Source organism: Alteromonas sp. ABH4_452, assembly GCF_056311825.1.
Window position 1 is genome coordinate 4,220,947 of record NZ_CM149973.1, and the last position, 24,980, is coordinate 4,245,926.

A 24,980-nucleotide genomic window follows, 5' to 3' on the forward strand; every position below is an offset into this window, starting at 1 on the left:
TTTGCGCTTATTTTTAGTAAAGCGGCAGCAAGCTGATTCTACGCTTAATCTCCTTTACTTCTTTTAAATAGGCTTCACTGTCTACGCGCTGATATTGTTCAGTAAACGCTTGCTTACTCAGGCCTTCAGGCAGACCTTCAATAGGCGGGATGATTTCCAATTCACTTTGAATGCGCGCCATCGCGTTTTGTACTTCCATCGCGGTGCTTGGATTTGTAGCAACTTTCGCAAACTCAGTGCCCGACATATCTGCCGCTAAATCTACAAAGCTATAGCCCGAGCCACCGTTGCCTCGGTCCATTAATTCTTTAAACTCGCCAATTGCTAGGGACATACCTTGTTCGGCCATTAGCTCTAATGCCGCAGAGATAATAAAGTGACGAGCCAAGTCATTGCGATTATGAAGTACCGCGCCCCTGCGCGGCTTTAACGCCCTATCGGGATCTGGCTGGATATCGCCAACCAGTGCACCCACGCGGTGATGACCCACGTAAACCGCTAGCGCGAGAATTACAGCATTGTTGTGAAGTACCGCATCTTGCGACGTTTGACTTTGCTCTCGCGCTCTAGCCATCCCTTCACGCAAATATTCAGTAAGAGAGACCGGTTTGTTTGATAAAGCTATTTCTCTTCCCGATAAATAACGTAGGTAATAGGCTGATAGTTGCTGAAGCTCGGTTTGTTCGCTGACTGACATATTTGAAGTCACAACGTTTAGCTCACTTAGCAGTTCATCTAAGCGCCCAACATCAAGGGTAAGTTCACCGCGCCCCATGGTAACGCGTTCAACACGAGAGAGCGCAATAGTGGCTATTTCTGATTGGGTATAAGAGTTCACCGTGCGTTCTAAAAAGTCGAGTAAAAAACGGCCCGGAATGGTTAAGTCACCTACTTGAACTTGCTCTATACGCAAGCTATCTCCGGGTAATACTAATGCCGAGGCATTAATGTAACAGCCTGTATTATCAATGGCATAAGTAACATTTACAGTACCACCCAATGGGGTGATGTTCACTACGCCTTTAAACTCAGGTAAGGCCCGCTGTAACACGCCCACTAAGCTTTCGACTTGAGTTTCGGTAAGCGTTACCTGGTGACCTTCTTCTCGGCGTGAAAATGCCTGTTTTAGCTGGCCGAGCAGTTCGTTAACACTGTCAGCACCATCTAGTTGTGTGGGCGCTGTCGATGCTACCAAGGGCGCTTTTTGTACAGCCATAACGGTAACCGTAGCCACGCCTACTACAAGCAGAACAAGGATGATGGCGATAGTTATTAAAAGCCATTTGAGGCTACGCAAAATCATAAGAAATCAGCTTTACCTGTAATTACAACTAATAAAAAGGAATTAGCGCCTAAATGCGTTGTTGTGAAGCGAAACACAATAGGCGCTAAGATGCTGGTTATACTACGTTATCAATTATTGCGCCACCAGTGACAAGTGGAATGACAAGTTGGTCGTATATAACCTTTTTAATTAACGTATCTTTATTAATCAACGTGTCTTGAGCTCACTATCGCTCCACTCTTTCAAGCTATCGTAACGCACAGTAGCACGGGACAAATCGTGATGCTGCGATAAGTCTGTAGGTATTACAATACAAGCCAACTTTGCCTCAAGTGCCGCTGTCATGCCGGTTTGCGTGTCTTCAATGGCTACACACTCGCTAGGCGATTTACCTAGCTTATCCATTGCAAGGGCATAACAATCTGGGGAGGGCTTACTGTTTTCTACGTCCTCTACGGCCACCACACAGGAAATATAATCACTCAACTCATATTGAGATAACGTTTTTTCTACTGCCTTTTTACTTCCCCCGGTCACAATACCAATAGTAAATCCCTTGTCTGCACATTGTGTAATGGTCTCCCTAGCAAATGGCATCAAAGGAAAAGCTTGCTTGTCGAGGTAGTCGCTCACGCTTTTATGTTTCTGCTGAGCCAGCAACTGCGGTTCTATATCAATATTAAAATGCTCAACTAAGTCCACTGCATTTTGCTTTACCGGTATCCCTGCCATTACTTCGCAATAAAAATCCTTGCTTAGCTCAACATCATATTTCAATAAAATGTCTTTCCAAAGGTCGAAATGTACGGTTTCTGAGTCAATCAGAGTGCCATCGTGGTCAAATAACAGCGTTGTGGTGTTATCGCTCACCGCTAACTGGCGTGTAGATGAAGAAACTGAATGCAATGCCAAAATGAACCTCCTTGCTATTAAAACTAAATTTCGGTGTTGAGAATACATAGAACGCTATCGGCACTGAAAAACCGATATCATCCTGTCTATTGTCTGTTATTTCATTTCGAGAAGGTGAAACAACGTAGTCATTACCAATGACGAATGATGCAGAGACTAGGCCAGCCACTCCTGTGATACACTGAGAGCCTCTCACCAGTTTGAAAATTTTTTACGTGGAGCTAACTGCGTGCTTTACCACATTTTAGGCTTTGCCAGTGCCGCGCTTTTTTTACTAACATGGTTAGGCTTATGGTCACAAATTAAAGCTATGACGCACCATCAAGTGTCCGTTGCGAGCGAGCAAAGCGATGCGAACCACAGCCTGTCGCTAAACCAGTTTGGATCTAGCTATTTTGCGTTTTTCTCTATTTTCCTATTCGGTATTTCGGTCGAGCCTTTTAACCATTACTTGGTTTGGACGCGTTTTGGCGCGCTCATTCTTACGCTCATAATAATTTGGAAAATATGGCAACATAGGCGCACTACTATTTCAGGCTACGTTGCCGCTATTGCTGTGCTTGCGCTAGTTGGTGGTACCCTTTCCATCGCTTTTCGCCCCTTCCCAACGCTTGCGCAACTTGGCGCAAACACGTTGATGCTGGTAGTCACCGTCATATTATTTCAAGGTTCGCTGCATCAGTGGCTTGTGTTGCAGCGTAGACAAAAAGTAGGCTCGCTGTCCTTTGCGTTATTTCGAAACATCTTGATTAAAGACGTTAGCACCTTAATGTTTGGCTTAACAATGCCGTTAAGCCAAAGCTGGCCGCTACTCATCTTAAACGGCACCAGTGTCATAATGCGTGGCAGTATTTTATTGCAGATGCACAAACTAAAACGCCGAGAACTCCATGTTTCAGGATAGACTCTCGGCGTTTTCTATTCACTTTTTGACTTTTTGCTTTTTGACTAACTTTTAAAGCATCGACGTTTATTCTGCGCGTTAGCTATTACAAGCGCTAGAGCTGTGCGCTATAGCGCAACTTCTGCCATATTCCCTTTGCTTTCAAGCCACGTTTTACGATCGCCAGAACGCTTCTTAGCAAGCAGCATATCCATTAGCTCCATCATCTCTTCAGCATCTTCAATAGTCAGCTGAACAAGTCGACGGGTGTTCGGGTCCATGGTCGTTTCACGAAGCTGTAGCGGGTTCATTTCACCCAAGCCTTTGAAGCGCTGTACGTTCACTTTTCCGCGTTTCTTTTCCGCTTCAATACGATCCAGAATCCCCTGCTTTTCACCCTCATCTAAGGCGTAATACACTTCTTTGCCTACATCTATTCTAAATAGCGGCGGCATAGCGACATACACATGGCCTTGCTCTACTAAGGTTCTGAAATGACGTACAAAGAGTGCACATAGCAAGGTTGCAATGTGTAGCCCATCCGAGTCAGCATCGGCAAGAATACAAATTTTACCGTAGCGTAAACCAGACAGGTCTGTTGAATCTGGATCTATACCGAGCGCCACAGAAATATCGTGAATTTCCTGTGATGCCAGCACCTGAGAAGAGTCGACTTCCCAGCTATTTAAGATTTTACCGCGCAGAGGCATTATCGCCTGAAACTCTCGGTCACGCGCTTGTTTAGCCGAGCCACCTGCCGAGTCTCCCTCTACTAAAAACAACTCAGAGTAAGAGATATCTTGTGACGAGCAGTCAGTTAATTTACCCGGTAGTGCAGGGCCTTGGGTAACCTTTTTACGGGCGACTTTTTTCACCTGTCGAAGACGACGCTGTGCATTGTTAATACACATTTCAGCCAGCGCTTCAGCAATTTCAGTGTGCTGGTTTAGCCATAAACTAAATGCGTCTTTCACCACACCCGATACAAATGCACTGGCCTGACGTGAAGATAAACGCTCTTTGGTTTGACCGGCGAACTGAGGGTCCTGCATTTTAGTTGAAAGGATATAGGCGCAGCGGTCCCAAATATCATCCGGCGATAGCTTAACGCCACGGGGCATTAAGTTTCTAAATTCGCAAAACTCCCGCATCGACTCCAGTAAGCCTTGGCGCAATCCGTTAACGTGTGTACCACCTTGCGCGGTAGGAATAAGGTTAACGTAGCTCTCGGTGACCAAATCACCACCTTCGGGCAGCCACATCACAGCCCAATCCGCGGCTTCCGTATTGCCACTGAACGTACCTACAAATGGCGTATCTGACGGTAAAGTTTCGAACTCTTCCACCGCTTGGTAAAGATAGTCTTTCAGACCGTCTTCGTAATACCATTCTTGGCTTTCTTTGGTAATTTTGTTGTCAAAGCGAATGCGTAAGCCAGGGCTTAATACCGCTTTGGCACGCAAATTATGAACAAGACGGCTAACCGAGAACTTTGCAGAATCAAAATATTGCGGGTCGGGCCAAAAATGAACACGGGTACCTGTGTTGCGCTTGCCGCAAGTATCGATAACCTGTAAATCTTCTACCTTGTCGCCGTTTTCAAAGGCGATTTGGTATACGTTACTGTCTCGTCGAATTGTCACTTCTACGCGGGTTGAAAGCGCATTAACTACCGAGATCCCCACCCCGTGAAGACCACCAGAGAAGGCGTAGTTTTTATTTGAAAACTTACCGCCTGCGTGAAGCTTACATAATATAAGCTCTACGCCTGATATTCCCTCTTCAGGGTGTATATCCACCGGCATACCACGACCATCGTCGATAACTTCTAACGATTGGTCTTCATGCAAAATAACTTTGATATTAGAGGCATGGCCGGCGAGCGCTTCATCCACACTGTTATCGATGACTTCCTGCCCTAAATGATTTGGGCGGGTGGTGTCGGTATACATACCAGGACGGCGTTTTACGGGGTCAAGGCCGTTTAAAACCTCGATAGCTTCTGAATTATATTGATTTGACATAGTTATGGTTGTTATTTAAGCCAGCGATAAGGAAAGAAAGCACGCACTACTGTCAGTAATTACAGCACTGCACGGCGTATATTTGATGTTAGCAGGGCTAGTAAAGACTGGCAATGCGCTTATTTTAGCAAAAACTCTGCGATAGCAGGTAAGTGGTTTTCGTAACCAACAAAGCTGTGATCACCACCCTCTTCAATAAGTAAGTGACTTTTCTGGTACTTCTCTGCAGCCAAGCGATAGTCTAGGGTTTCATCTTCAGTTTGAAGCAGCACTTTGTAACTAGATGGCTGTTTAATTGAAGCAGCCTCTAAGGCTTTTATCACCCCCATATCGCTTTCTACTATCTCAAATTTTTCTCTGCTGTATGGGTTCTCATGAGAGCCTATGAAGTTTTGCAGCAGTTCATAGGGGCGTACCGCTGGATTTATTAATACGGCTTTACCACCGAACTTCTCAAGTAAAAAGGTAGAGAGATAGCCGCCCATTGAGCTACCAATCAGCTTAAGCCCGTTTTCAAGCAGTGCCGGGGTGCTATCAATTAGCTCAAGCAGCTGACTTTCAACTTTACTTGGAAAGTTAGACAGTTCAGGAATATGTAAGGTGACGTTTGAGTGATGCTGCTCAAAATATTGTTTAGTGGCTTGGGCCTTGATGGACTTCGGCGAGCTCAAAAAGCCATGGAGATATAAGATGTGCTGCATACTGTTCTCTACTATGTTGCTCTCTACTGTGTTGTTCTCTGTATTTTAGACTATTTCAAACCCAGACCTCGGCAACCCTAACGTCTACCGTTCCATTATCCATTAAGTTAATCAGCTGATACCCAGGTGAGTCTTCGCTTACACCGAATTCAGCACGCATTTGCCACTGCCAGCAGGTAGAAGGGCTCCCGTAAGAAGGCGTGCTATTCGTTCCTATTTCTTGGCGCAATGGCGAATGAATATGACCGTGAATAAACGCCTTTATTTGCGGATATTCATTAATAAGCAATTCAAGGTGCTGCGCATTAGCCAAAAAATGTTTATCCATCCAGCTTTTCGAAGGCAATATATGGTGATGAAGCGCAACAAGATGATTAACGTGCGAAGATGCATCTAGCGATTGCTTTAACGCAATTAAATCGCCGCTTTTTACTTCGCCCGCCGCCGTGTGCATATTGCCTGAAGCGCGGGTATCCATACCGTGTATTTGCCAGTTTGAAAAGCTTATCGGGTTGGTGCTTTGTAAGTGACGGCTGCCAAGATAGCTTTCGAAATGCGGATTATTGTCGTGATTTCCAGCAAGAACGAACCAGTCTACATTTTCTGGCTCGATGTATTGCTCCATCAATGCGGTAAAATGTTGATAGCTTTCGGGGGAGTTATCGCCGCTGATATCACCAGTAACCAACACTATCACTTTCTGTTCTTGCCCGTTGTTGCCTTGATTAGCGCTCTGTTTTTTTGAGTCAGCAATATCAGTAAGGTCCTCTCGAACAGCGACAAGCACTCGCGTCAATGAATGATAAGGCGCTATACCTGCGTAACCAGTCTTGTCTTTATCCTTAAATAAGTGGCAATCACTTATCTGTATTAGTGATATCACGCTTCAGAGGTAACGTTTGTTGAATGTTGCAGGCAAAAGTTTAGCCACTCAGCTAAAAAGATATTTACCATATGCTTTTCGTTGCGCTGGCGCATCTTCAAATTAGGGTATTCGTAAGAAGGCTCAAGGGCCCCTGTATTTTGGCTGTTTATCACTTCAGCCATGCGCGCATCATGATATAGGCGAACCGTCATACTTGGCGTTAGGTACGACGGCATGTCTTTAGTAGTTTGCTTGATGCTTAGCGTACTGGTGTAGCGAGCAGAGTCCACTATTCTAATCTCATAGGCCAATCCCACGCCAACGGAAAATTCATAACTCAAGTCTTCCGTATCGCAGTCAGGTAGCATTTTAAGAACATAAGCATAGTTCAGTTCGCAAAGCGCCTGGATTGATGGAAGATGAGGGATGTATTTTCGTTGATTGCGTTGTGTCACGATGTCTGCCACTGCTCCAGAAGTTGTGTTTTATGCATAAAGAACCATTGTAGCGCAATTACTGCTGCGGCGTTGTCTATATGGCCATTTTCCAACCATTCAAGAGCAGTATTCTCTTTTACGCGATGCACTTTGATATCCTCAGACTCGCTTTCAAGCCCGTGAATTCCTTTTGCCAAGTTAGCATCAGTCTTTGCTATAAATATATGTAATCTTTCCGTAGTTCCACCTGGACTTGATAAGTAGCTTAGGGCCTTAGTCAAGTTTTGTAACTTTATTCCCGCCTCTTCCATGGACTCTCTATGGCATACATTTTCTGGAGTCTCACCTTTATCTATCATGCCTGCGATAATTTCTATTAACCAAGGGCTTGAAGATGTAGCTAACGCCCCAATTCTAACTTGCTCAATTAGCACGAATTCTTGCAGAATAGGATCGTAGGGCAAAACGCCCACCGCATGGCCGCGTTCAAAAATTTCGCGTGTAACCGTGTCGCTCCATTCTCCATTGAAACACTTGTGCTTAAATTGATACTGATTCATGGTAAAGAAACCACGATACACTGGCTTAATGTCGGTAATTTCGACGTCATTTGAGGTAAATGAAAGGAATTCCTTGCTCATTTGCTGACACTTATGGTTCAAATAGATTTATCATACATAGTACATTTACACACCAACCATGTATACGCATGAAAAATGCGATGTTGAGTGTGTACGAATAACAGAAAACTCATATTACAAGTCGTCTATTACTATAAAAATTGCGTGGGTAGATCACATATTCTGTTACAGTTAATCGAATACTGTTACGAGTTTGGACTTTCGGTTTGTGGTTGAATTTTCATACACTTGGTTTTAATAAGTCGTCTTAACGAATAAATGACGACGCAACTTGAACACAACAGGAAGACGTAAGCATGAAACGAACACTTCTGTCGCTGGTTATCGGTGTTTCGATGACAACTGGTGCACTAGCCGATGACCTACTACAGGTATATCAACAAGCACTGGCAAACGATCCATTGGTAAACCAAGCGAAAGCGCAACGTGATGCTGCGTTTGAAGGAATTAGTATTAGCCGCGCAAGCCTACTACCGCAAATCTCTGGCTCTGTGGGCTACACCATGTCAGATTCCGAACGCTTTCAACAGGCTGCCGGTGACAATGGCCTTCAGGTATTCACGACAGATACAGAAGTAGACACCATTGACTACGGGTTAACACTTTCGATGTCGTTGTATGACCACGCTAACTGGCTGGGCTTAGATCGCGCTGAAAAAATTGCTGAACAAAGCGATGCGCAGCTTGCAGCAAGCATGCAGGATGTAATTGTACGTACAGTTACTGCTTATTTTGACGTATTGCGCGCCCGCGACAACGTAGAGTTTGTAGGTTCAGAAAAACGTGCGATTGAACGTCAACTTGAACAAACCCGTCAACGTTTCGAAGTGGGTCTTACTGCAATTACTGACGTGCATGAAGCACAAGCAAACTACGACAGCACAGTCGCTCAGGAAATCCAGGCTAAAAACGAACTGGAATTTGCCCTTGAAGCGCTGCGCGTGATTACGGGTAAATACCACGACCGCCTTTACGGATTAAACAAAGATAATTTCTCGGCCACAATGCCGGTACCTGAAACCGTAGATAGCTGGTTAGAAACCGCCCAAGACAAAAACCTTGCATTGTTGGTAGACCGCTTAGCTATGGACGTGGCGAAAGAAGACATTGCTATTGCACGTTCGGGTCACTTGCCAACGTTATCTTTGTCAGGCAGCTATGGCCGTTCGAAAGACGATGTAGACGCTGAAATTCTTAATGACGATGGCTCAACGACCCCATTTGGTTATGAAACGCCGTACTTAAACAGTCAGTCTATTGGCGTGACATTGAGTGTACCTATTTACCAAGGTGGCAGTGTAAGCGCGCAAACATCGCAAGCGAAGTACAACTATGTAGCAGCAAGCCAAGTTGCTGAGCAGACGTACCGTCAAACTGTTCAGTCAGTTCGTAGCTCGTTTAACAACGTAAAAGCGTCTATCTCTACTATTCGCGCTCTAGAGCAGTCTGTTGTATCAGCAGACAGCGCCCTTAAAGCAACAGAAGCTGGATTTGATGTAGGTACACGTACTATCGTTGATGTACTTGATAGCACACGTAACCTGTTTGATGCGCGTCGTAACCTTGCTGGTGCTCGCTATGACTTCATTCAGTCTGTGATTACACTTAAGCAAGCGGCGGGAACCCTTACAGGTGAAGATGTGGCTATGATCAACCGCGGTCTTCAGCCGGTCGAGAGCAATAACGACCAATAGGTTTTTTATACCGCTAAGTAAGCATTTGAGTGCGACATAAAGAGGGTGGCGACTGGCTGCCCTTTTTTGTGCCTACTCCCGTATTTGAAAATTGGTGATTTGAGGTTTAGCTGGAATATCTACTCGCTATTTTGCGCAAGAGAACTTCTTTAATGCGCCCAACAACTGCCGATATTCATCACATAATGCTTCAGCGTTTTGTTTAGTCATTACAAAATTAGATAAACGCATTGAAACGACGCGTAATTTCTCTTGCAACAGCTGTAACTCATCATCCATGATTATGCCCTTTAGATTTGTCTCTATTTTTAGTGATGTTGTTTTTGCCGGGTTTAAGGCTTTAAAGTCGCCTTTTTGCCCCTACATTTGGGCGCATAAAGTGTGCGAACAACAACTTTAGTATAACGCCAAGTAAGCTTACGACAAGCCTCTTGGTTTATTGTTTTTTTCTTGAGTGATAAATAAAAATGCAAGCCTCTGAACTACAAAATAAATTTGAGCGCATAAGAGCAAATAAATGGTTTGAAGCCTTTGTTATCAGCGTCATCGTGATATCGGCGCTATTAGTCGGTGCGAAGACCTATGAACTACCTACCGGCATGTCATCTATTACGTTGTTTTTAGACTGGTTTATCAGCGCTTTCTTTCTAACTGAAATCACAATTCGCTTTTTAGCGGAAAAGCAAAAGCGTTACTTTTTCAAAAGTTTCTGGAACTGGTTTGATACCCTCATTGTAGTTATCAGTCTAATCCCGGCAGACGACACTGAACTTGCGCTGATTGCGCGTTTAGTGCGGGTCTTCCGCGTGCTTCGTATGATTTCAATCATCCCAGAGCTTCGAATATTACTTGTTTCTCTAGTGAAAGCTCTCCCTCAGCTAGGCTATGTCATGCTGCTGATGTTTATCATTTTCTATATATACGCAGCGGTAGGCAGCACATTATTTGAAAATATTAATCCGGTGCTGTGGGGCGATATCACTATTTCTATGCTGACACTCTTTAGGATCATGACCTTCGAAGATTGGACAGATGTGATGTACGAAACTCAAGAAGTGTACTCACTCAGCTGGATTTTTTACTTAACCTTTATCTTCTTTACCGCGTTTGCCTTCCTCAATATGGTCATAGGCATTGTGGTAAATGTGATGGAAAGAGAAAACGAAAAGGCTAGAGCAGAAAAAGAAGCTGCCTTACTTGAAGAGCAAATTGCACAAGGCAATATCGAACCTACGCTGCATGATGTGCTCAAAGAGTTGCGAGAGCTAAAAGCGCAGGTCGCGTCACAAAATAGCAGAGAATAACTGCCAGAGGCTGTCTAGACACAGGTAGTAAATCAGAAGCTACCCAAGCAGACAGGCAGGCAACCATAAAGAGAAGGCCACGATAAGTGGCCTTCTTTCATTTCAGTTTTTGTTACTAAAGAAAACTAACAGCGTTAGATAAATAGCTAAAACCTTTATTAAAACACCTTACACGCCGTATTGCTGCTTTAGGCTTTCTACTCTTTGCTTTGCAGCTTCAGAGGTGAACTCCCTACTTGCTAGGCGTCGCTTCGCTAAGGCCTTTTTATCGAGTTCAAGCAACAAAGCTACGTGATTTAAATACACTTCATCGCTAGCAATGGGGCCTGTTGATATTTGCTCATACAGGGTTAGCGCTTCTTCTTTCTCACCTTTAGCGATATAAATCTGCGCTAATGTGTCTACAGCATCAGCATTTTCACGCTGCAGCGATACTGCTTTTTTCGCTAGCTCTTCAGCTCGCTGAAGGTCTTTATCTTCAAAGGCTAAATACGCCAGGTTGTTAAGCACTACAAAATTATCAGGCGTTTTAGTAAGTATAAGCTCGTAGGTTTCGATGGCTGCGGCTCTATCATTACCAATTTGACGCTCAGCTAACAGCATTGCACTTTGTACATCGTTATTGTGCGCATTTACGTGCTTTTGTAGAAAACTAAACGCTTGCTCTTTTTTACCTGACATCTCCAGGGCGGCAACAAGCAGCAAAGCATTGTCTGAGTTTGAAGTGGCATCATAAGCCGCCTTTGCGTGGTCAACGGCCTGCTCTGGCGCTTTATCTATAAGATGTAAACGTGCAATAACGCCCCTTACAAACGGCAATCCCTTAACCTCGTCAGAGACATTATTGATGATCTCCCATGCCGGTTTTGATTGACCAAGACGGCTATGAAAATATGCTTTCAAAAGCGTTAGTTGGGCGTCTGGGCGCTTAGACAACACCTTGTTCGTTAGCTCTAACCCTTGCTTGAATTGCTTTTGAGAGTCGACGATAAGCAGCTTACCCAATACCGCATTTTTATCTTGTGGGTAAAATGATAACCAGCGATCAAAGAAGGTCGTTGCATCTTTTACGTTATTAGTAGCAATAAGTGCCTGACCTTTTAGATTCCAAAAGGTCTGAGGCGATGACTCATCACCTTTCACATCAGCTAAAAGCGAAACAGTTTTATCTAGCTGGTTATTAAGCGAATACATTCTTGCGAGTAAAAGGCGCAGGTTAATATTGCCCTTATTGGCATTAAACTGTGCTTGGGTATGCTTAACTACGTCGTCGGCATCACCACTTTCCATTGCCAACGCAAACCACAGAGCCAGTGCTTGGACGTCAGCAGGGTTCTCGTCGATAAAAGCGCGAATAAACGCAACTGCATTTTCTTTCTTGCCCTCGGCAACAAGCAATTTAGCTCTTGAGTACGTAACCTCGTTACCAGCGTCGCTAAGCTCACTCGCTTTGTCTAAGTACTGCGCCGCTTCTTGATAAGCGCCTTCTGCCGTTGCAATGTTTCCCAAGTAAATTAAGGGAGCGGCAGTCTGTGGCGACGCTTCATGCCACTCTTTTGCCGCACTTTTCGCCTTATCGAGTTGGTTAGTCGCTATGTAGGCGCGCAGTAAGGTTGCTTGTGAGGTGACAGACTCAGGCGCTTGCTCAACCGCCTGTTCAAGATTTACTAATCCATCAATGTCGTTTAATGAAAGCTGTAACACACCTAATCGAGATAAGTCTTCGGCTGTAGTGCTGACCCCTTCTGATTTTTCTACCATCTGCTGAGCGCCAACGACGTTGCCTTCTCTAAGCAATTGGTAACTGGCTTTCGAAAACAACGCCGCATCAACACCCTGCTCACCTTCGACTCTTGCTAACACTTCAAGCGCCTCATCGTTTTCACCCAGTTGAAGCATGCTGTCTGCCAGCATTCGAAGACCAGGGTGATTATCAGGCAAACTAGACGCCACCATGGTTAAGTGGCGCTGGGCCGCTTCGAAGTCTTGAATTTGATACGCACTAAAACCCGCAACCAAACGCACAACCTGATCGCTCCTACCGTTTTGAACGGCAATTTCTAGGTGCTCAAGGGCTTTCGCGTAATTTTCGTTGGCCGACTCAATAATGCCTTTGAAAGTATTTAGCAGCGGATGGTTTTCGTTTAGCACCAACAAATCATCGACAATAGGCTGAGCTTTATCTAGATCTCTTATTTCAATAAGAAGCGCCGCATACGCAAATTTACTGGTAACGTCATCTGGAAACTGGCTAACATAAACGCCGTATACCTCTGCGGCTTTTTCAGGTTCGCCATTTTGCAGGTAAATTTTGGCAAGCTGTTGCAATACGTCTTTGTTGGTTGGCGCTTGCTCACGCAAGGCTTCTGTTGCGGCTAATGCGCCTTCCATATCGTTTTCTAGCACAAAGGCGTAACTATCAATAAGGCCTTTGTAAACCGAACTGGTATCTAGGGTGGAAAGATCGGCTAGAAGCGCTTGCGCCTCTTCATTTTTACCAAGTTGCATAAGGGCTTGAAGCTTATAAAATCCCACTTCTGCTGATTCAACCGCGGTCATTCCTTCTGCGCGATAATCTACTTCAGCGAGGGCGTTTTCTGCTCCTGACTGTTGATAGGCCACAGATAACAATGGAATAACTTGGCTCACGGGATGGCCTAAATCCATTGCCTTGTTAAGTTCTTTTTCTGCGGCCGCATAATTGTTTTGCTGTAGATACAGTTTTCCTAGCTCGAAGCGAGGCTCTGCCGCATTAGGCCCCTTTTGAATAGCGTTTTTGTATTCAACGATGGCGGCATCAAGCTGCTGTTGAGAGGCATAGTTTCGTGCATCAGCCAAATGGCTTTCCATCGACTTCTCGCTACACCCTGACAAAAGTGCACTGGTTAACATAACGGCTAACGTGGTGCGTTTAATTAATGTATTAGTTCTCTGCTTTGTCATTGTAATTCCTTGCCCTTCCTCAGATTTTTGTCGTCACATTCCTGCTCTTTGTCAAAAGCACTGACCAAACTGCTTATTATTTCATCGAATTTGTGCAATTTCGTGGCAACCTGTCCATTATTCGAATATAATACTGTTTTTTGCAACACTGCTGGCAAGCATATCGCGAAATACGCTAAGAATACGCTTCATTAACTCGCCGGACAGGCCAGTTCAACGCTGTATAGCGTCTTGCGATAATAAACCGAAAAAGTACGGTTTAGTCGTATGCCGCACCCTCCTTACTTAATGCACCAGGACCCTTAATGACAACAACTGTCGACATGACATTTAAAGACCTCAATTTACCAGAACCAATCTTACAAGCCCTTGAAAAAGTTGGCTACGAGAAACCGTCTCCTATTCAGGCTGAGAGTATTCCTCTTATTCTAGAAGGACACGATTTACTCGGTCAGGCACAGACAGGGACAGGAAAAACCGCTGCGTTTGCCCTGCCTATGTTGGCAAATATCGATCCTGAGCAACGTAAGCCGCAATTACTGGTATTGGCCCCAACCCGTGAACTAGCTATTCAGGTTGCAGAGGCGTTTCAGGTTTATGCGAGCTTTAGTCAAAAAATTAAAGTACTTCCAGTATACGGCGGTCAGTCGTACGACAACCAAATTCGCCAGCTTAAGCGCGGCGTTCAAGTGGTTGTGGGTACACCAGGCCGTATCATCGACCATATAAAGCGCAAAACACTAGACTTAAGCGAACTTAAGTTCTTAGTGTTAGATGAAGCTGACGAAATGCTTCGCATGGGCTTTATTGATGACGTTGAACTTATTCTTAGCCACGCACCAGAAGAGCGCCAAACCGCGCTGTTCTCGGCAACTATGCCTGGTCCAATTAAGAAAATTACTCAGCGTTACTTAAAAGACCCTAAGCACGTTAAAATTGCGTCTAAAGTAAGTACAGCTAGCACTATTCGCCAGCGCTATTGCCAAATTGCACCGCACCACAAACTTGAAGCGCTAACCCGCATCATGGAAGTGGAAGTGTTCGACGGTATGATCATTTTCGTACGTACGAAAACCGCTACTGTTGAATTAGCAGATAAACTGTCTGCGCGTGGTTACGATGTAGAGCCGCTAAACGGAGATATTCCTCAGGCAGCCCGTGAGCGTACTGTTGAAAAGCTTAAACAGGGTAAGATCGACATCCTTGTAGCTACTGACGTAGTAGCCCGTGGTCTTGACGTTGAGCGTGTAAGCCACGTTATCAACTACGATATCCCGTATGACAGTGAGTCATATGTACACCGTATTGGTCGTACCGGTCGTGCTGGTCGTCAAGGTGATGCAATCTTATTTATCTCTCACCGTGAAAAGCGCTTGTTGTTCTCTATCGAGAAAACCACTAAGCAGCCTATTGAAGCGATGCCTATTCCTTCAATTAGCGAAATCAATGAGACCCGTTTAAGCCGCTTTAAGCAGTCAGTTGCCGAAGCAACTCAAGACGATAGCATTGAATCATTAATGCCTATTGTTGAGATGATTAAAGAAGAAAACGAGGCATCGCCTGAAACCATCATGGCTGCGCTACTTAAAATTGCGCAAGGCGACGAGCCGTTAATTCTTAAAGAATCAGATCGACCAGACATTAATAGCAAGCCTCCGCGCGACAACCGTGATAGAAACTCTCGTGATGGTCGCGAAAGAAAGCCAAGAGTGCCACGTGGCAACCGCAAGCCAGAAGAAGGCATGCAGCGCTTCCGTATTGAAGTAGGTCATGTTCACGGCGCTAAGCCTGGCAATATCGTAGGCGCTATTGCGAACGAAGCAAACATAAACTCAAAGCACATTGGCGCTATCGAAATTTATGACAACTTCAGCACGGTTGACCTTCCAGATGGCATGCCTAAGGAAACCCGCGATACGCTTCAAGGCACCCGTGTTGCTGGTCAGCGTTTAAATATTCGCGAGTGGTCTGATACGCCACCAGCTAAGCGAGAAGGTCGTGGCGATCGTGGTAATCGCGGCGACAGAGCACCTCGCGGCAACCGTGAAGACCGAGGCAATCGCGGAGACCGCGAAAACCGTAAGCGTAAGAACTAAATAGCAACACATTCAGCCTTTATATAACTAATTGCAATATGAAGGCTGTTTTCGTTGTTTTCTAATTAAAAAGAATTGGCGCAAAATAGTGTCAGTTCTTTTTTTTGTATTTAAAGCTAAGAAAACCTTTATGGATTACTTTCCGCTATTCCTAGACGCTAGAAAACTCAATGTCCTTATTGTTGGGGCCGGTGAAGTGGCAGCCCGTAAGCTAGAGCTTATTATGAAGACGCCTGCAACCATTACAGTGGTTGCACCCTGGGTTTGTGACACGGTTAAGCAACTAGCGTTAAATGAGAAAGTCACGCTGATTGAACGTGAGTTTGAAAATAGCGACCTTACCCATAAAGACATGGTGTTTATTGCCACCGACAAGGGCGATGTTAACCAGCATATTCACGACTTAGCTCGCGCCAACAAAGTATTGGTTAATGTGGTAGATAACACGCCATTATGCCAATTTATTACCCCTTCTATTGTTGACCGCTCTCCCATTATTATTGCTATGAGCAGTGGCGGTGTTGCGCCAGTTCTGCTGCGTTATTTGCGCCAAAAGTTAGAAACGGTATTACCTGCTAACTTAAGTAGACTGGGTGCGTTTTCTGAAAAATTCCGCGATAAAGTAAAACAGACGCTTAATGGTGTAACCGCAAGACGCTACTTTTGGGAGGACGTTCTTGATGGCGACATTGCAGAAATGGTTGAAAAAGGCCAAGACCAAAAAGCTGATGAAGCGTTTGAATTGGCACTACAAGCTGCCGCTGAAGACAAAAAAGTCGAAGGTCAGGTTTATTTGGTTGGCGCAGGACCAGGCGACCCCGATCTTCTTACCTTTCGCGCCCTTCGCTTAATGCAAAAAGCTGACGTTGTTGTTTACGACCGCTTAGTTTCCCCACAAATTCTTGAGCTTGTGCGTCGCGATGCGGAGAAAATCTATGTAGGTAAGGCTAAAAGCAATCACACGCTTCCTCAGGACGATATTAATCAGCTGATGGTTGATGAAGCGAAAAAAGGTAATCGCGTGGTGCGTTTAAAAGGCGGCGACCCCTTTATATTTGGGCGTGGTGGAGAAGAAATTCAAACTCTTATTCAGCACGGTATTGAGTTTCAGGTAGTTCCCGGCATTACTGCAGCAAGCGGCGCATCAAGCTATGCAGGCATTCCACTTACTCATAGAGATCATGCACAGTCTGTGGTGTTTGCTACCGGCCATTTAAAAAACGGCACTATAGAACTTAATTGGCCTGCCCTTGCGCAAAAAAATCAAACCGCTGTGTTTTACATGGGGCTAACCGGTTTGCCTATCATTTGTGAAAAAATGATTGAACACGGACTTGATGCCTCAACGCCAATAGCACTGGTTCAGTCAGCCACCACTGAGAAGCAGCAGGTGTTAACCGGTACACTTGAAGACATTGTCGTTAAGCAGGAAAAAGCGCAGCTTCAGCCACCTACACTGATTATTGTGGGTAGCGTAGTAAGCCTTCACGATGAGTTGAACTGGTTTCAAGAATAGGCGACATAAGTCACCTCAGATTGATGATAAACCCCTCTTTTTTCCGGAGGGGTTTATTTGTTCTAGCAGCCGAAGGCTGCGTTTTATCCAAAGAACACCTTAACGTGGCTTCGTCTCTCAATCCCCTTAGACCAAATTCAGCATAAACTTGTTTTTTACATATAGGTGAGCATACTCAGTAATGTGATGAATATGTGGGAAATGATGTGGTAAACAATGTGAAGGGCGGTGCACATACAGCGATTAGAAATGCGTTGAAAAGATATGTATTCGTGTCTCAATTTCACGTGCTCTGCACATTAAAATCAGCCAGCATGCTTATGCTGCTTTCTAGCCTTTGTTTAGTGACTACTGCACATGGCGAACAGCTTAAATACAGCAAAGTTAACACGGATACGGGGGTAAATTTTAGCTACGAATGGCTAGATAACGATAACACGCGACAATCTATTTCTTTTGAGTTATCTAAAAATGCCTTGAAAGAAGCCCCCTCTCAGCAAGCTAACTACAAACCGAAAATAGCACAGCGATATATTATTGTTGCATTAACCAAAGAAGCTAAAAAAATAGACCCTAAAGTTGCGCGTGTGAAGATAACGCCCAAACGAGAGTCTATTGATATTCAGGTTACAGGCTCAGACGAAGCGCAAGTTGAAGAAATACTCAATAATTTAAAAGCTATTCAGCAACAAGAGTACGATAAGTACTTGCAAGATCATTACTTTACCCGCTTCACTACCTTGTTTAATCAACAGGCAATAAAACCCGATCATGTGCGATATGTTGCCGAGTCGGTAAAGCCTTTAATAGCAGCATCGCAGGCGTTTTATGAAAAGGTGAACGTACAGTCAGACTACAGAGGATATTTTTCACTACTTCTTAGTTGGCTTCAAAGTATCCCTTACGACACATTAGAAGACAGAGTAGTAAGTAATGGTTCTGGCTATGCGCCGCCTGTCAGCGTGCTTATGCAAAACCTTGGGGATTGCGATAGTAAGGCAGTATTGGCATCGTCAATGGTTCGCGCATTTTTACCGTCAACCAAAATGATCATGGTATTTTTACCAAATCATGCCTTGCTCGGCATTGCCTTGACGCCCATGGCCGATGACAGAACTATAGAGCACGAGGGCGACACATACGTGCTCTACGACCCCACTGGCCCAGCACTCATTCCATTTGGACAAGTATCTGAAGATACCGAACGCCACATTGTCACTGGGCGCTATCAAGTGGAAACTGTCGAATAAAAGGAACAAATTCATCCTTGGTGTATTGGGAAAATATCTTCACTGAATGTAAAAATAAAAAGCGCCTTTTTGATTAAGGCGCTTTAAATAAAATACTTGGGAAGAGTAACTCGCTAAAGGTTTTCTTCTGCAAAGCTAGCAAGTCGACTTCTTACAACGCCATCTAGATTAATGGTGGCACTGCCCGAGAAGTCTTTAAATTTCTCAACTAGATAGGTCAGGCCCGAAGTCACAGCACTTAAGTAGTTACTGTCTATTTGCGCCAAGTTACCACCTACAATGAGCTTAGTTCCTTCACCACAACGGGTGATGATGGTTTTAAGCTGTGACGCGGTTAAGTTCTGCGATTCATCCAATATCACAATCGCATTTTGAATGCTTCGGCCTCGCATAAAGTTTACCGACTTATACTGGATATTGGCCTTTTCCATGATGTAGTTCATAGAGCCTTTCGTATTTTCATCATGCTTGTGAAGTACTTCAAGCGAGTCAGTAATCGCCGCCAACCAAGGCAACATCTTTTCTTCTTCTGTCCCCGGTAAGAAGCCAATAGACTCAGCAATTTCTGGCGTACTTCGCGTAACAATGATTTTGTCATACATGTTGCGCTCTACCACCATTTCAAGGGCTGCCGCTAGCGCAAGTAACGTTTTACCGCTGCCTGCAGGGCCTGTAAGAATAACCATATCAATATGCGGGTCTAGCAAGGCGTGAAGCGCCATTGCCTGTCCTATATTTTTTGGTGTAATGCCCCAGGCATGGCGACCCATTAAGCGTTCGTAACCTAAATCGAGCACCTCTAAATGATCGTCGGTGATCTCTTCAACAAGGCCTGCAAACTGCCTTGTTTCATCGAGTAAGAACTCGTTTACATACGCCTCGGGCAACATGGATTTTGGTATGGTGTGAATGGTGTCTCGACCTTCACTACGACTATCCACACTTTTTACGCTGTCCCAGAAATTTCCCTCAAAGGTATGGAACCCGCGAGATAAATATTTGATATCGGTAATAAGCTGGTCGGTTCGATAGTCCTCAACATGAGCAAGGCCGGCCCCTTTTGCCTTAAGGCGCATGTTTAAGTCTTTGGTTACCAACACCACTTTTTGCGGCGCAAAGGTCTTTTGCAAGTGCAGCGCAACGTTGATAATACGGTTGTCGTTCTCGTTGCTGGTAAAAACTTGCTGGGCTTCGACCATATTGAGATCAGCAAAGATAGATAGGCTACCTGTAGGCGCAGTTTGCCCCGCGCCAAGTCCTTCCATCGATACACCTGCAAGCATATCTTCTGGCGTTGCGTCGTGGAGTAAGTCCTCCATCGCCCGAATGGATACCCGTGCATCGCGCGCCACGTCTTTCTTACTGTCTTTTATGTAGTCGAGTTCTTCCAATACGGTCATTGGAATAACAACATCATGTTCTTTAAAGGAGAGAAAAGCGTGAGGTTCGTGCAGCAGAATATTGGTATCGAGGACGTAAATCTTAGTATCGGTAGAATTTTTTTTTGGCATCCTTCACTCCGGTAAATAAAGCCAGGTTAGGCGTATAGTTCATTTATGAACCCGCGCACTAACAAGCTACAGTTACGGTTGTAGGAGAATGCCGCTCGAAACAGGACTTCTTCCCCTACTCGCGTCGACTGAGAAGCAGTACTACACTTTCTGCCTCAAAGGTTCGTCAGTTGAATTAGCGAACCCTTAATTCCACCATAATCCAGTTTTTAAGATTTAGCACTGTTTTTTCTTTTTTTATTTTCATTTAGAACAAATGTAAAGCGCAATCGTCTTGGTCTTTTTTCACATACGCAATGCTAACAAGCTAGTTCTCTTTGTTCGTGAAGTACCCAGCGCGCTCTAAAATTATCTCTGTTTGATTCTGCGCGCTTTCTAATGCCGCCTTCACGCTTTTTTTACCGGTAACCACGTCATTGACTTGTGCCCCTACTGCATAGCCAATAGCAGTAAACTCTGGGATAGGGATAAACTGGCTTCCAATCATGGATTCACTCGGTTCATCGCTTGAAAGTAACTTCAACGCTTGGTGCTCAAACGCAGCATAAGGCACGACTTGCTGATAAGCACTTGAATACGTAGAGTGCCTAGTACCTGAAGGGGCTGCGTATTCACCGCTGACTTTCTTGAGGTCATCAATAAAGGTTTTTGATGTTAAAAAATGCGCAAGTCGCTGGGACTCTTTCACATAGCGCGATTGTTTCGGAACGGCAAAATTCCATGACCAAAACCACTGCGCCCCTTTCTGTTGCGTTCCGAGCGGCGCATAAGTAACGCCAGTGGATTGAGTAACCTTAGAGAAGTTTTTATCAAATAGCGCGCCGCCTAAAGAAGAGGCATCAATGAAAAACGCTAACTTGCCTTGAGCAAAAAGTTTTTGGTTCTCTTGCCACCCCATATCTTCATTTCTTGGGGGGCCAACGTTCTTTGCAAGGTCAGCATACATATTCACTGCATCAAGCCACGCCGTGCTGTCTAGGGTAGGTCGCATTTTTTCATCTAACCACGATGCCCCATAGGTATTGGCCATGGTACTCACTAATGCCATATTCTGTCCCCACCCCACGCGCGTTCTAAGCCCTACGCCATAAACTTCTTTTTCGGGCATATGTACTTGTTGAGCTAGCTCCTTAACGTCGGTATATGTGAGCACTGAGGGAAGGCTTAAATTAAACTTATCAAGCAGGTCCTTTCGGTAGAAAGTCAGTGTTGTTTCAGCGACAAACGGTAACCCGTAAAGTTTACCGTTAACTGTGTTTGCATTAAGAGCTGCAGGAATGACATCACCAATATCATAATCGTCAGGATGCGTGTTAAAAGGAACGAGAATATCCCGCTTCGCCCAAATAGGAAGCCCGTAATTACCAATTAGTACCAAATCAAAGCTATTTTCATTAACTGAAAAATTACCGAGCAATCGGCGGCGTAAAACGGTTTCATCCATTATTCGCCATTGGATATTTGACAGTGATAGAGGGGAGCCGTATTTATCCAGGTATGCTTTTGCATTAAAAACAGCATTAATATCTGGCGCGCCAACAATTAATGCATCTTCGTTTTGTGAAGTGTTATATACACCATACTTTTCGAGTGTGCGCGCCAAAAGCCCATTCTGTTTTTGTTTCTGTAACGCTAGGTTGAACTTCTCAATTAGCTTGGAAGACTTAGGGTTTTGTTTCGAAAGCGCTAGATGAAAAGAGCTTTGCACTTCCTTCCCAGGGATAAATATAAACTCACCTTTGAGGCTAGGTCGCTCGTTAACTAATGCTTCCTTGGCGCTATACTTATCAATGAATAAAACATCAATTCTCTCTCTTCCAAGTAAATCTAATAGATTAACCGTAGACTTTCCCGGGTACATATTGAAAAACGCTTCATTTGATAAAAATTGCGGCGCTACTGTGCCTCTGAGGTACCCAATTCCTCGCAAGTTTTGTCGTTTGAGCCATTCAACTAGATTAGGTATTTCACTGCTACCTTTAAAGTCTTTCGTCCTAATTAGGAATCCACTCGCTCCCGCTGGGATAGCATCAGATAGAAGAAATGCATCATTAACACCTTCGTAGTCATGAACAGGAAATACACCGTCTAATGCGCCCGTTTTCGCCAACATTAAAGCCCGGGCATGAGGGTAACGCTCTACATTGAGCGGCTCGCCCAACTCTTCAAAAGCTTTTACCACTATTTCATTCACGTACCCTTTCGACACGTCTTGGCTGTCGCTAAAGGGGCTTACCTCTGATGTTGCAAGCGTAATAGGTCGTGCATAGGTGAAATTGGTACCAAGTAGAGAAACCAAACATAGCAAGTACAACCCTATCGCCTTTTTAGGTATCGACGTACGGGTATAAAGGTCAACAACATCACCCGCTAAATTTGGCATTATATGGTTTCCAGTATTCATTAGTTGTAAGTTTAAATAGCAGAGAAAAACAAAAAGTGCGTTATTATCACTGAATAAACTAACATTAAATTAGCCAGCCCTCGTTTACATTATTTTAACGCCGCTTGCGGGAAGTACATGTAAATGCTGATATTGGCTACAGTCGTAATACGCGAAAGTAAGCCATTATCACTACACTTAAAAAGGACCTTTTAGTTTTGATGCCTCCCCTACGAACTATAGCTCCCCCCTTTTTTACCCTTCTAGTGTTGTTAATCACTAACTTTATGAGTGGTGTAAGCCTCGCTAGTCAAGTCGACACCGTAATTGAAAAAATTCAGACAGAGAACGGTTCTACCTGGGAGCTAGGTTATACCCTTGATAAGCCTTCACAACAGCTAGTATTCGTCCGAAACCCTGACGCTTCTAGAACCACTCGCTGGCTACCAAAAAGTAGTGACATTGAGATTGCCTACGACACCATTTCACAACAAGAAATTGTGCGCTCTAAAACAGGAAAAGCTATTTCTAAGGTTTCTTTTGTACTCACCCCCACTTACAAACACTTGGGCAAAGACTATGCGCCGTTTTCGCCCTTTTCGAACGGTGGCAATACTTTTCATTCTGGTCGTCTGTTTGCTTGTGCTAATACTTGTGAAGATGAACATAATGAATGGCCTATCACCCTTAAAGTGCCAAGTGGCGAACATATCGTTTTAAACGGAAAAGTAGTTAGTGGCAGCGCCTCATGGGTAGATAAAAATAATGGCAGACAGGTTTATGTAGGTAAACAGCAACCGATTATCACAGACAGCGCTGTTGCTCTTATTGACCCAGCCCTACCTGAGAACATACAAGCGAAGCTTGAGTACGACATGCCCAATATCATGGCTTATTTCTCTCACTCTCTTAACCCACTTGCCACCGAAAAACCTATGCTATTTGCTTCTTACGCCATGGTTGACGGTCATTCCTCACAAGGCGGCACGCTGCCAAATCAAATTTTTATGCACTGGAACCGAAATGACTTGGACAAACGCGCTGAGAATATCGACTTTGCCAATAAGACGTTGTGGTTCTTTGCCCATGAAGCAGCACATTTATATCAGCCAGGTAAAACCGACGGCGTCTCAAAGAATGACGAACAGTCATGGTTACATGAAGGTAGCGCCGACTACTTTGCGGCACTAGCTATGAACTACCTTTATGAAGATGCCAATAGCTATGTGGATAGGCGTATAACCCACGCGTTTGAAAGCTGCATGCAAGGTTTAACGCAAAGCACGCTAGCCAACGCTTATAAGAACGGACGCTTCAATCTTTATTACTCGTGCGGAATGATAATGCACCGCGCCATCGATGGCGTGGTGCAGCAAAAAACGCTAGGTGAGGAGTCGCTGTTCACCGTATGGAAGCGACTTCAAAAAGCAGTGAATAGTGGCATGCCGCCTGGCACAGCGACGTTCTTAGCATTACTTGAGCCTTATAACGCACCTGAACTTATTGACGCCATAAACAATGTAACTAGCGATGATGCTCTCAGAGCCATTCAAGGGATTGAAACTTTGTACCAGTTACCTGAGTAGGCTACTTAATGAAGTAGCCTATTGCTTTGTATTCGCCATCAACTTCCACCATGGAAAGGGTCTCTACTTTCATTGAGGTTTTTGAATCAAAGTCAGTGGTGAAAGACAAAATTAGGTAGTTTCCTTGAGGCAATCCTGGCAGTGAAGATGGCGCTTGCGCTAACGCAATTTCCCTCGATTTCGCTACACCCAATGGCTCCCTGACTAGCTGCATTGCCTCTGCCCATTTAGCTATTGAAATACCGCTTCTAAAAATAGCCCCACTCTCTTTCCAGCTTTGTTCATATTCTCTGCTGTCGATAAGTTCCAACCAGCTTTTTGCATCTTCAAGGACTTCGCTACTGACATTAACTGGCTTGCCAGCTTCAATTACTTGTTTGCTACCATTGTTCGCATTGACCGTTTGCGCATAATAAATAGCAACAAACAAACTGATGGCGAGCGCTAGCGTGATCCAAAGAACATGTTGGGGATTCAACGACGTTGGCCGGTCAAGCTGCTGTTTAATTGCATGATGAGCTGCGGCATTCTCGCCCGCAGTAGAAGTTTGCGAGGTTGGCTGCCCTTGAGCATGACTTGTAGTGGCGAGGGGTTCACCCATTAAAAGCGCATCGGGCGTCGTTTCGAAAACCGAAGCAAGTGCGCCTATTGAATCGTGTGATGCAGATTGTGTTTTCTCAATTCGCTGAATAGTACGCAAACTCAATCCGGACACATCTGCCAGATGCTGCTGACTCCACGCCTTAGCATTGCGAAGTTGTATAAGCTTTTGACTGTCTACTTTCATATCCATCTCGCGCTTCCTCCTGTTAGCTGCGCTTCACATACGTTAAAAACGTAACGCGGTTAACAGTAAGAAATATCCATGGTCAGTGATACGACAGTTTTACGTCAACCCTGTGACAAAGCAAGCCTGATGGGTACGTTAACGTTCTTATTCTTTTGCTAA

19 protein-coding genes are annotated in these 24,980 nt (G+C 44.6%); 7 read left to right on the forward strand and 12 right to left on the reverse strand.

The features are described 5' to 3' along the window. Window positions 1–13: 13 nt before the first annotated feature. Complete coding sequence (locus tag ACYX4N_RS18090; protein WP_476055017.1) at window positions 14–1,303, reverse strand: hypothetical protein; 1,290 nt, start codon at window positions 1,301–1,303, stop codon at window positions 14–16. Between the two features lie 189 nt (window positions 1,304–1,492). Continuing rightward, window positions 1,493–2,197 (reverse strand): HAD family hydrolase, encoded by a 705-nt coding sequence (locus tag ACYX4N_RS18095; protein ID WP_476055018.1) that lies wholly within the window; start codon window positions 2,195–2,197, stop codon window positions 1,493–1,495. A 229-nt stretch (window positions 2,198–2,426) separates the two neighbouring features. Here ACYX4N_RS18095 and ACYX4N_RS18100 point away from each other — a divergent pair, with 229 nt between their 5' ends. Next, the gene (locus tag ACYX4N_RS18100) at window positions 2,427–3,101 is read left to right on the forward strand and encodes a hypothetical protein (RefSeq protein WP_476055019.1); all 675 of its coding nucleotides are present in this window, start codon (window positions 2,427–2,429) and stop codon (window positions 3,099–3,101) included. A 107-nt stretch (window positions 3,102–3,208) separates the two neighbouring features. Here the strand turns inward: ACYX4N_RS18100 and parE are convergent, their stop codons facing one another. The 5 genes from parE to nudF all read right to left on the reverse strand — a co-directional run bounded on the left by parE (window position 3,209) and on the right by nudF (window position 7,748). Next, on the reverse strand, window positions 3,209–5,104 hold the full coding sequence (parE, locus tag ACYX4N_RS18105; protein WP_179982326.1) for a DNA topoisomerase IV subunit B: 1,896 nt from the start codon (window positions 5,102–5,104) through the stop codon (window positions 3,209–3,211). 119 nt (window positions 5,105–5,223) lie between these two features. Beyond that, window positions 5,224–5,805 carry a YqiA/YcfP family alpha/beta fold hydrolase gene (locus tag ACYX4N_RS18110; protein ID WP_474808796.1) on the reverse strand — a complete coding sequence of 194 codons (582 nt, stop codon included), beginning with the start codon at window positions 5,803–5,805 and terminating at the stop codon, window positions 5,224–5,226. Between the two features lie 55 nt (window positions 5,806–5,860). Further along, window positions 5,861–6,688 (reverse strand): metallophosphoesterase, encoded by an 828-nt coding sequence (locus tag ACYX4N_RS18115; RefSeq protein WP_476055020.1) that lies wholly within the window; start codon window positions 6,686–6,688, stop codon window positions 5,861–5,863. After that, on the reverse strand, window positions 6,685–7,125 hold the full coding sequence (locus ACYX4N_RS18120) for a DUF1249 domain-containing protein (RefSeq protein ID WP_476055021.1): 441 nt from the start codon (window positions 7,123–7,125) through the stop codon (window positions 6,685–6,687). Before ACYX4N_RS18120 ends, ACYX4N_RS18115 begins: the two co-directional genes overlap by 4 nt. After that, complete coding sequence (gene nudF, locus ACYX4N_RS18125; protein ID WP_476055022.1) at window positions 7,122–7,748, reverse strand: ADP-ribose diphosphatase; 627 nt, start codon at window positions 7,746–7,748, stop codon at window positions 7,122–7,124. Before nudF ends, ACYX4N_RS18120 begins: the two co-directional genes overlap by 4 nt. 296 nt (window positions 7,749–8,044) lie before the next feature. On the opposite strand from nudF, the gene tolC reads away from it, so the two are divergent. Continuing rightward, complete coding sequence (tolC, locus tag ACYX4N_RS18130) at window positions 8,045–9,442, forward strand: outer membrane channel protein TolC (protein WP_476055023.1); 1,398 nt, start codon at window positions 8,045–8,047, stop codon at window positions 9,440–9,442. Window positions 9,443–9,568: 126 nt separating this feature from the next. Here the strand turns inward: tolC and ACYX4N_RS18135 are convergent, their stop codons facing one another. Continuing rightward, entirely contained in the window at window positions 9,569–9,721 is a 153-nt protein-coding gene (locus tag ACYX4N_RS18135) for a hypothetical protein (RefSeq protein ID WP_474808806.1), read from the reverse strand. 188 nt (window positions 9,722–9,909) lie between these two features. Between ACYX4N_RS18135 and ACYX4N_RS18140 the strand changes: the two genes are divergently transcribed. Then, complete coding sequence (locus ACYX4N_RS18140) at window positions 9,910–10,746, forward strand: ion transporter (RefSeq protein WP_476055024.1); 837 nt, start codon at window positions 9,910–9,912, stop codon at window positions 10,744–10,746. A gap of 168 nt (window positions 10,747–10,914) precedes the next feature. Here the strand turns inward: ACYX4N_RS18140 and prsT are convergent, their stop codons facing one another. Continuing rightward, window positions 10,915–13,689, reverse strand: a complete 2,775-nt coding sequence (gene prsT, locus ACYX4N_RS18145; protein ID WP_476055025.1) for an XrtA/PEP-CTERM system TPR-repeat protein PrsT — start codon at window positions 13,687–13,689, stop codon at window positions 10,915–10,917. Window positions 13,690–13,994: 305 nt separating this feature from the next. Between prsT and ACYX4N_RS18150 the strand changes: the two genes are divergently transcribed. From ACYX4N_RS18150 to ACYX4N_RS18160, 3 genes are all read left to right on the forward strand, one after another. Further along, window positions 13,995–15,785, forward strand: coding sequence for a DEAD/DEAH box helicase (locus ACYX4N_RS18150; RefSeq protein WP_474853553.1), 1,791 nt, complete (start codon window positions 13,995–13,997; stop codon window positions 15,783–15,785). Between the two features lie 130 nt (window positions 15,786–15,915). Continuing rightward, a complete protein-coding gene (gene cysG, locus ACYX4N_RS18155; RefSeq protein WP_476056470.1) occupies window positions 15,916–17,301 on the forward strand; it encodes a siroheme synthase CysG in 1,386 nt (461 codons plus the stop codon). Window positions 17,302–17,573: 272 nt separating this feature from the next. Next, the gene (locus tag ACYX4N_RS18160) at window positions 17,574–18,551 is read left to right on the forward strand and encodes a hypothetical protein (RefSeq protein WP_476055026.1); all 978 of its coding nucleotides are present in this window, start codon (window positions 17,574–17,576) and stop codon (window positions 18,549–18,551) included. 113 nt (window positions 18,552–18,664) lie between these two features. Here the strand turns inward: ACYX4N_RS18160 and ACYX4N_RS18165 are convergent, their stop codons facing one another. After that, complete coding sequence (locus ACYX4N_RS18165; protein ID WP_025256610.1) at window positions 18,665–20,062, reverse strand: PhoH family protein; 1,398 nt, start codon at window positions 20,060–20,062, stop codon at window positions 18,665–18,667. A 307-nt stretch (window positions 20,063–20,369) separates the two neighbouring features. Continuing rightward, window positions 20,370–22,445 carry an extracellular solute-binding protein gene (locus tag ACYX4N_RS18170; RefSeq protein WP_476055027.1) on the reverse strand — a complete coding sequence of 692 codons (2,076 nt, stop codon included), beginning with the start codon at window positions 22,443–22,445 and terminating at the stop codon, window positions 20,370–20,372. 287 nt (window positions 22,446–22,732) lie between these two features. Here ACYX4N_RS18170 and ACYX4N_RS18175 point away from each other — a divergent pair, with 287 nt between their 5' ends. Next, window positions 22,733–24,031 (forward strand): gluzincin family metallopeptidase, encoded by a 1,299-nt coding sequence (locus ACYX4N_RS18175; protein ID WP_476055028.1) that lies wholly within the window; start codon window positions 22,733–22,735, stop codon window positions 24,029–24,031. 1 nt (window position 24,032) lies between these two features. Here ACYX4N_RS18175 and ACYX4N_RS18180 read toward each other — a convergent pair whose 3' ends face one another. Beyond that, window positions 24,033–24,824, reverse strand: coding sequence for a DUF4019 domain-containing protein (locus ACYX4N_RS18180; RefSeq protein WP_476055029.1), 792 nt, complete (start codon window positions 24,822–24,824; stop codon window positions 24,033–24,035). Window positions 24,825–24,980: the final 156 nt, after the last annotated feature.

What these genes read in the sequence shown, in the direction of transcription:
- ACYX4N_RS18090 (WP_476055017.1), bottom strand. Translation starts at nt 1,303, where the DNA reads ATGATTTTGCGTAGCCTCAAATGGCTTTTAATAACTATCGCCATCATC.
- parE (WP_179982326.1), bottom strand. Translation starts at nt 5,104, where the DNA reads ATGTCAAATCAATATAATTCAGAAGCTATCGAGGTTTTAAACGGCCTT.
- ACYX4N_RS18110 (WP_474808796.1), bottom strand. Translation starts at nt 5,805, where the DNA reads ATGCAGCACATCTTATATCTCCATGGCTTTTTGAGCTCGCCGAAGTCC.
- nudF (WP_476055022.1), bottom strand. Translation starts at nt 7,748, where the DNA reads ATGAGCAAGGAATTCCTTTCATTTACCTCAAATGACGTCGAAATTACC.
- tolC (WP_476055023.1), top strand. Translation starts at nt 8,045, where the DNA reads ATGAAACGAACACTTCTGTCGCTGGTTATCGGTGTTTCGATGACAACT.
- ACYX4N_RS18135 (WP_474808806.1), bottom strand. Translation starts at nt 9,721, where the DNA reads ATGGATGATGAGTTACAGCTGTTGCAAGAGAAATTACGCGTCGTTTCA.
- ACYX4N_RS18140 (WP_476055024.1), top strand. Translation starts at nt 9,910, where the DNA reads ATGCAAGCCTCTGAACTACAAAATAAATTTGAGCGCATAAGAGCAAAT.
- prsT (WP_476055025.1), bottom strand. Translation starts at nt 13,689, where the DNA reads ATGACAAAGCAGAGAACTAATACATTAATTAAACGCACCACGTTAGCC.
- ACYX4N_RS18150 (WP_474853553.1), top strand. Translation starts at nt 13,995, where the DNA reads ATGACAACAACTGTCGACATGACATTTAAAGACCTCAATTTACCAGAA.
- cysG (WP_476056470.1), top strand. Translation starts at nt 15,916, where the DNA reads ATGGATTACTTTCCGCTATTCCTAGACGCTAGAAAACTCAATGTCCTT.
- ACYX4N_RS18165 (WP_025256610.1), bottom strand. Translation starts at nt 20,062, where the DNA reads ATGCCAAAAAAAAATTCTACCGATACTAAGATTTACGTCCTCGATACC.
- ACYX4N_RS18170 (WP_476055027.1), bottom strand. Translation starts at nt 22,445, where the DNA reads ATGCCAAATTTAGCGGGTGATGTTGTTGACCTTTATACCCGTACGTCG.
- ACYX4N_RS18175 (WP_476055028.1), top strand. Translation starts at nt 22,733, where the DNA reads ATGAGTGGTGTAAGCCTCGCTAGTCAAGTCGACACCGTAATTGAAAAA.
- ACYX4N_RS18180 (WP_476055029.1), bottom strand. Translation starts at nt 24,824, where the DNA reads ATGGATATGAAAGTAGACAGTCAAAAGCTTATACAACTTCGCAATGCT.